The organism is Streptomyces sp. NPDC053665 (assembly GCF_055585285.1).
The window spans coordinates 910,038-916,861 of the sequence record NZ_JBVJKK010000003.1 but is presented as its reverse complement, the minus strand read 5'-3'; the positions used below and the strand labels follow the sequence as shown (position 1 = coordinate 916,861).

Below are 6,824 nucleotides of genomic sequence, written 5' to 3'. Positions count from 1 at the left end.
CGGAGAAGTACCAGCTGCGGCCCCGCGACTGGGAGGCGGCCGAACGCGAGGGACGCAGCATCGCCCCGCTGATCACCCGCCTCAACACCGTCCGCAGGGAGAACCCGGCCCTGCGGCAGCTGCGCGACCTGCACTTCCACCACGCGGACCAGGACGCGGTGATCGTGTACTCGAAGCGGCAGGGTTCGAACACGGTTCTGGTGGTCGTGAACCTCGACCCCCACCACACCCAGGAGGCCACGGTCTCGTTGGACATGCCGCAACTCGGCCTGGACTGGCACGAGTCGGTGCCGGTGCGCGACGAGCTCACCGGCGAGACCTATCACTGGGGCAGGTCCAACTATGTGCGCCTCGAGCCGGGCCGGCGTCCCGCGCACGTCTTCTCGGTGCTGCGACCGTCCACCCCGCAGATCGGAGGGTCACCCACAATATGATCGTCAACGAACCCGTGCCGGACACCTTCGAGGACACCCCGGCCAGGGACCGCGACCCCGACTGGTTCAAGCGCGCCGTCTTCTACGAGGTGCTGGTCCGCTCGTTCCAGGACAGCAACGGCGACGGCGTCGGCGACCTCAAGGGCCTGACCGCCAAGCTGGACTACCTCCAGTGGCTCGGCGTCGACTGCCTGTGGCTGCCGCCGTTCTTCAAGTCGCCCCTGCGTGACGGCGGCTACGACGTCAGCGACTACACCGCCGTGCTCCCCGAGTTCGGCGACCTCGCCGACTTCGTGGAGTTCGTCGACGCCGCCCACCAGCGCGGCATGCGCGTGATCATCGACTTCGTCATGAACCACACCAGCGACCAGCACCCGTGGTTCCAGGAGTCCAGGAAGGACCCCGACGGCCCCTACGGCGACTACTACGTGTGGGCCGACGACGACAAGCAGTTCCAGGACGCGCGGATCATCTTCGTCGACACCGAGGCCTCCAACTGGACCTACGACCCGGTCCGCAAGCAGTACTACTGGCACCGCTTCTTCTCGCACCAGCCGGACCTCAACTACGAGAACCCGGCCGTGCAGGAGGAGATGATCTCCGCGCTGAAGTTCTGGCTGGACCTGGGCATCGACGGGTTCCGGCTCGACGCGGTGCCGTACCTGTACCAGGAGGAGGGGACCAACTGCGAGAACCTCCCGGCGACCCACGCCTTCCTCAAGCGGGTGCGCAAGGAGATCGACGCCCAGTACCCGGACACCGTGCTGCTGGCGGAGGCCAACCAGTGGCCCGAGGACGTCGTCGACTACTTCGGCGACTACGCCGCCGGCGGCGACGAGTGCCACATGGCCTTCCACTTCCCGGTCATGCCCCGCATCTTCATGGCCGTGCGGCGCGAGTCCCGCTACCCGGTCTCCGAGATCCTGGCCAAGACCCCGGCCATCCCCGAGCGCTGCCAGTGGGGCATCTTCCTGCGCAACCACGACGAGCTGACGCTCGAGATGGTGACCGACGAAGAGCGCGACTACATGTGGGCCGAGTACGCCAAGGACCCGCGCATGCGGGCCAACATCGGCATCCGCCGCAGGCTCGCACCGCTGCTGGACAACGACCGCAACCAGATCGAGCTGTTCACCGCCCTGCTGCTGTCGCTGCCCGGCTCGCCGATCCTGTACTACGGCGACGAGATCGGCATGGGCGACAACATCTGGCTCGGCGACCGCGACGCGGTGCGCACCCCGATGCAGTGGACGCCCGACCGCAACGCGGGTTTCTCCTCGTCCGATCCCGGGCGGCTGTTCCTGCCCACGATCATGGACCCGGTCTACGGCTACCAGGTGACCAACGTCGAGGCGTCCATGGCCTCGCCGTCGTCGCTGCTGCACTGGACCCGGCGCATGATCGAGATCCGCAAGCAGAACCCCGCGTTCGGCCTCGGCTCCTACACCGAGCTGCCCTCGTCCAACCCCGCCGTGCTGGCGTTCCTGCGGGAGTACGAGGACGACCTGGTGCTGTGCGTGAACAACTTCTCGCGTTTCGCGCAGCCCACGGAGCTGGATCTGAGCGCCTTCGAGGGCCGGCACCCGGTGGAGCTGTTCGGCGGGGTCCGCTTCCCCGCGATCGGTGAACTGCCGTACCTGCTGACCCTCGGCGGGCACGGTTTCTACTGGTTCCGGCTCCGCAAGGACGCCGTGTGAAAGCCGAACGACAGGCCTGCTGAGGCCTGATCCGCGCGGCGGGCCGCAAACCCCCGTGGCGGGGCGTTTCCTCCGCCCCGCCCGGGGCACGCACTAGTAACACCCCGCCCACCCGCGTATGCCGGAGGAGCGCCGTCCGGGCCGGTTGCAGGCATCAGGGGGCGCATCAAGAATGGGTGAAAGGACGCGAGGCCATGTCGGAAGCCGTCACACGCACCGTCGCCACCCCGCCCGGCCTTCTCGCATCCCTGGAGCCACTGCTGCGGGAATGGCTGCCGCGGCAGCGCTGGTTCGCGGGCAAAGGACGGCCGGTCACCGGGTTCACGCTGGTCGGGGCCACCGAGCTGCTCCCGGGCACGGCGAAGCTCGGTCTGTATCACCTGCTCGTGCGCGCCCACCAGCCGCTCGTGCCGTCCCACGGGGCGCCGGACCACCCCGGTGACTGCTACCAGCTGCTGATAGGCGTGCGCGAGGCGCTGCCGCCTCGGCTGGCGCCCGCGCTCATCGGACACGTGTCGACGGGGCCGCTGGCCGGCCGCACGGTCTACGACGCCCTGCACGACACCAGGCCCGCCGAACTGCTCCTGGAGGCCCTGCGCACCCGGGCGCGCATCGGCGGGCTCCGTTTCGACCGGGACCCGCAGCAGGACATCCGCTCGGGGCTGGTACCGCGCGTGGTGACCGCCGAGCAGTCCAACTCGTCGGTCGTCTACGGAGATACGTTCATCCTGAAGCTGTTGCGCCGGATCGTGCCGGGGATCAACCCCGATCTGGAGCTGCCGCTGGCGCTGGCCCGCGAGGGCTGCCCCCGGGTGCCCGCGCCGACGGCCTGGATGGTCGCAGACGTCGACCCCGCGTCCGACCCGGTCGCCATGGGCGGCCCGGCGGACCTCGCCGGGCAGCCGTACGTGCTGGGCGTCTTGCAGCCGTTCCTGCAAGGTGCCTCCGACGGCTGGGAGCTGGCGCTGCGCGAACTGGCGAAGGGCGAGGACTTCGCCGCCGAGGCACGGGCCCTGGGGCGGGCCACCGCCGAGGTGCACACCGCGCTGGCCCGCGCACTGCCCACGGTGACGCTCGGCCACATGCAGCTGCGGCTGATGGTCGACGGCATGATCGAGCGCCTGGACACGGCCGTCCAGGCGGTGCCCGCGCTGCGCCCCTACGCCGGCGGGTTGCGCTCGGCGTTCACGGCGCTCGCCGACCTGGCCTCGGAGGGCCGCACCTGGACCGCGCAGCGCGTGCACGGCGATCTCCACCTGGGGCAGTGCCTGCGCTCGCCGTCGGGTGAGTGGTGGCTGATCGACTTCGAGGGCGAACCGGCCCGTCCGCTGTCCGAGCGGCGCATGCCGCAGCCGGCGGTGCGGGACGTGGCCGGCATGCTGCGTTCCTTCGACTACGCGGCGCGCTCGGTGGACCCGGCCCAGCCGGACTGGGCCGAGACGTGCCGGGCCGCCTTCTGCTCCGGCTACGCCGACGCCTCCGGCAGCGACCCGCGCACCGACCCGGTGCTGCTGCGCGCCTTCGAGACGGACAAGGCGATCTACGAGGTGGTGTACGAGGCCCGGCACCGCCCCGACTGGCTGCCGGTCCCGCTGGCCGCCATAGAGCGGCTGGCCTCGTCCGGCCACCTGACCTGACCCACCCCCTCGTCCTGGAGGCTCCGCCCGTGACCCCCCGTCCTGAGTCCAGCGGTCCGCGTCCCAAGGGGACGGCCGGGGAGAAGATCCCCGAGCAGCCCACGGCCGCGCAGCGAAAGAGCGCCGCGAAGAAGACGGCGGTGCCGAAGCAGGCAGCGGCGAAGAAGACGGCGGCCGCGAAGAAGGCGGCGGCCAAGAAGACGGCCACTGCCGCGAAGGCGGCCCCCGAGAAGGCGGCGGCCGCCAAGAAGGCCGTCACGAAGAAGGCGGCCGCGGTGAAGTCCACGGCCAGGAAGGTCGCCGCGACCAGGACGCCGGCGGCGCAGCCGGCGGAGGCCGGGGCGGCGACGGCTGCCGAACCGGCCACGGCGGCGAGGACGACCGCGGCGAAGAAGACCACCGCCAAGAAGACCACGGCGAAGAAGGCGACGGCCGCCGGGACGGCCGCGGTGAAGTCCGCCGCGAAGAAGGCCACCGCCCGGAAGACCACGGCCGAGAAGGCCCCGGCGGAGAAGGCCGCCGTCAAGAAGGCCGCCGCCAAGAAGGCCGTGACGAAGAAGGCCGTGACGAAGAAGGCGGCGGCCACCGAAGCCGCTGCGGTGAAGGCCGCGGCCGCGCCGGCGGCCACCGCCGAGGCCCCCGCCACGAAGGCCCCCGCCAAGCGGGCCCCCGCGAGGAAGACCGCCGAGAAGAAGGCGACGGCGCCGAGGAAGGCAACCAAGAAGGCCCCGGCCGGAAAGCCACCGGCCGGGAAGGCTCCGGCCGTCGGGGCTGCGGCACAGGAGGCCACCGCCCAGGTGGTTCCTCCGGAGATGGAGGTCGCCGTCTCCCCCGCCGTCGACCCCCAGGACCGCGCGCGGCTGCTCGACGGCACGCACCACGACCCGCACTCCGTGCTCGGCGCACACCCCGTGCCCGGCGGCATCGCCTTCCGGGCGTTCCGTCCGTACGCCCTGGCGGTGACGGTGCTCGCCGGTGAGGTGCGGGCGGAGCTGCACGACGACGGCGAGGGGTTCTTCTCGGGGCTGCTGCCGCTGACGGAGGTCCCGGAGTACCGGCTGCTGGTGCGCTACGAGGGGACGCTGCTGGAGACGGAGGACGCCTACCGCTTCCTGCCCACGCTCGGTGATCTCGACCTGCACCTGATCGGTGAGGGCCGGCACGAGGAGCTGTGGACGGCGCTGGGCGCCCACCCGACGACGCACCAGGGCGTGACCGGCACCCGCTTCGCGGTGTGGGCGCCGAACGCCCGCGGTGTGCGCGTGGCCGGCACGTTCAACTTCTGGGACGGCACCGGGCACGTCATGCGGTCGCTGGGTTCGTCCGGGGTGTGGGAGCTGTTCCTGCCGGACGTCGGCGAGGGCGAGCTGTACAAGTTCGACATCACCCGGCCCGACGGGTCGAGGACGCTGCGCGCCGACCCGATGGCCCGCCGCACCGAGGTGCCCCCCGCCACGTCGTCGGTCATCACCTCCTCGCACTACGAGTGGGGCGACGCCGAGTGGCTGGAGCGCCGCGCGCAGGCCCCGGCGCACGAGGCGCCGTTCTCGGTGTACGAGGTGCACCTGCCCTCCTGGCGACCGGGGCTGACGTACCGTCAGCTCGCCGAGCAGCTGCCCGCGTACGTGAAGGACCTCGGTTTCACGCACGTGGAGCTGATGCCGGTCGCCGAGCACCCCTTCGGCGGGTCCTGGGGGTACCAGGTCACCGGCTTCTACGCGCCGACGGCCCGGCTGGGCACGCCGGACGACTTCCGGTACCTGGTCGACAAGCTGCACCAGGCGGGCATCGGCGTCCTCATGGACTGGGTGCCGGCCCACTTCCCGCGGGACGCCTGGGCGCTGGCCGAGTTCGACGGGCGCCCGCTGTACGAGCACGAGGACCCGCTGCGGGCCGCGCACCCCGACTGGGGGACGCTGGAGTTCGACTTCGGGCGCAACGAGGTCCGCAACTTCCTCGTGGCCAACGCGGTGTACTGGTGCGAGGAGTTCCACATCGACGGGCTGCGCGTGGACGCGGTCGCCTCGATGCTCTACCTCGACTACTCCCGCGAGCCGGGCCAGTGGACGCCGAACGAGCACGGGGGCCGGGAGAACCTGGACGCGGTGGCGTTCCTCCAGGAGATGAACGCGACGGTGTACCGCAGGGTGCCCGGCGTGGTGACGGTCGCGGAGGAGTCCACCGCGTGGGACGGCGTCACACGGGCCACCCACCACAAGGGCCCGAGCGGCTTCGGCGGGCTCGGCTTCGGGCTGAAGTGGAACATGGGCTGGATGCACGACTCGTTGCAGTACATGAGCCACGAGCCGGTGTACCGCAAGTACCACCACGGGGAGATGACCTTCTCCATGGTGTACGCCTACAGCGAGAACTACGTGCTGCCGATCTCGCACGACGAGGTCGTGCACGGCAAGGGTTCCCTGGTGTCGAAGATGCCGGGCGACTGGTGGCAGCAGCGGGCCGGGGTGCGCTCCTACCTCGGCTTCATGTGGGCCCACCCGGGCAAGCAACTGCTGTTCATGGGCCAGGAGTTCGCGCAGGGCGCGGAGTGGTCCGAGGTGCACGGCCCGGACTGGTGGCTGCTCGACCCGGGTTACGGGGCGGAGGCGGACCACCGGGGCGTGCGGGATCTGGTCCGCGACCTCAACGCGGTCTACCGCGCCACCCCGGCGCTGTGGCGGCTGGACACCGACCCGGCGGGCTTCGAGTGGATCGTCGGGGACGCCGCCGACGACAACGTGGTGGCGTTCCTGCGGCTGGACCCGGAGGGCAACCCGCTGCTGGCGGTCTCCAACTTCGCGCCGGTCATCCGCCACGACTACCGGCTCGGCGTCCCCGAGGAGATCCCCGCCTGGCACGAGGTCCTCAACACCGACGCGGCCCGCTACGGCGGCAGCGACGTGACGGCCCCGGACCCGGTCAAGCCGGAGCCCCAGCCCTGGCACGGCCGCCCGGCCAGCATCCGCCTGACCCTGCCCCCGCTGGCGACGGTGTGGCTGCGGCCGGCCTGAGCGGCCGGGTACCACCGCGGTGACGTGCCGTACCCGGCCGGGGAA

Annotated in this window: 3 protein-coding genes and 1 pseudogene; all 4 read left to right on the top strand. The window is 71.4% G+C overall.

The genetic code is table 11. The annotated features are described in order from the left end of the window. A pseudogene (locus tag ACZ6ZN_RS17130) lies at nucleotides 1–434 on the top strand (alpha-1,4-glucan--maltose-1-phosphate maltosyltransferase); the annotation flags it as partial. Beyond that, nucleotides 431–2,131, top strand: coding sequence for a maltose alpha-D-glucosyltransferase (gene treS, locus ACZ6ZN_RS17125; protein WP_469646881.1), 1,701 nt, complete (start codon nucleotides 431–433; stop codon nucleotides 2,129–2,131). The pseudogene ACZ6ZN_RS17130 and the gene treS, both read left to right, overlap by 4 nt. Nucleotides 2,132–2,325: 194 nt before the next feature. Then, nucleotides 2,326–3,768 (top strand): maltokinase N-terminal cap-like domain-containing protein, encoded by a 1,443-nt coding sequence (locus ACZ6ZN_RS17120; protein WP_398106482.1) that lies wholly within the window; start codon nucleotides 2,326–2,328, stop codon nucleotides 3,766–3,768. Nucleotides 3,769–3,797: 29 nt separating this feature from the next. Continuing rightward, nucleotides 3,798–6,779: a 1,4-alpha-glucan branching enzyme gene (gene glgB / locus ACZ6ZN_RS17115; protein ID WP_469646878.1), complete on the top strand. Its 2,982-nt coding sequence runs from the start codon at nucleotides 3,798–3,800 to the stop codon at nucleotides 6,777–6,779. The last annotated feature ends 45 nt before the right edge of the window (nucleotides 6,780–6,824 follow it).

Excerpts from the sequence above, each read along its gene's own strand:
- treS (WP_469646881.1), top strand. The coding sequence starts at position 431 with ATGATCGTCAACGAACCCGTGCCGGACACCTTCGAGGACACCCCGGCC.
- ACZ6ZN_RS17120 (WP_398106482.1), top strand. The coding sequence starts at position 2,326 with ATGTCGGAAGCCGTCACACGCACCGTCGCCACCCCGCCCGGCCTTCTC.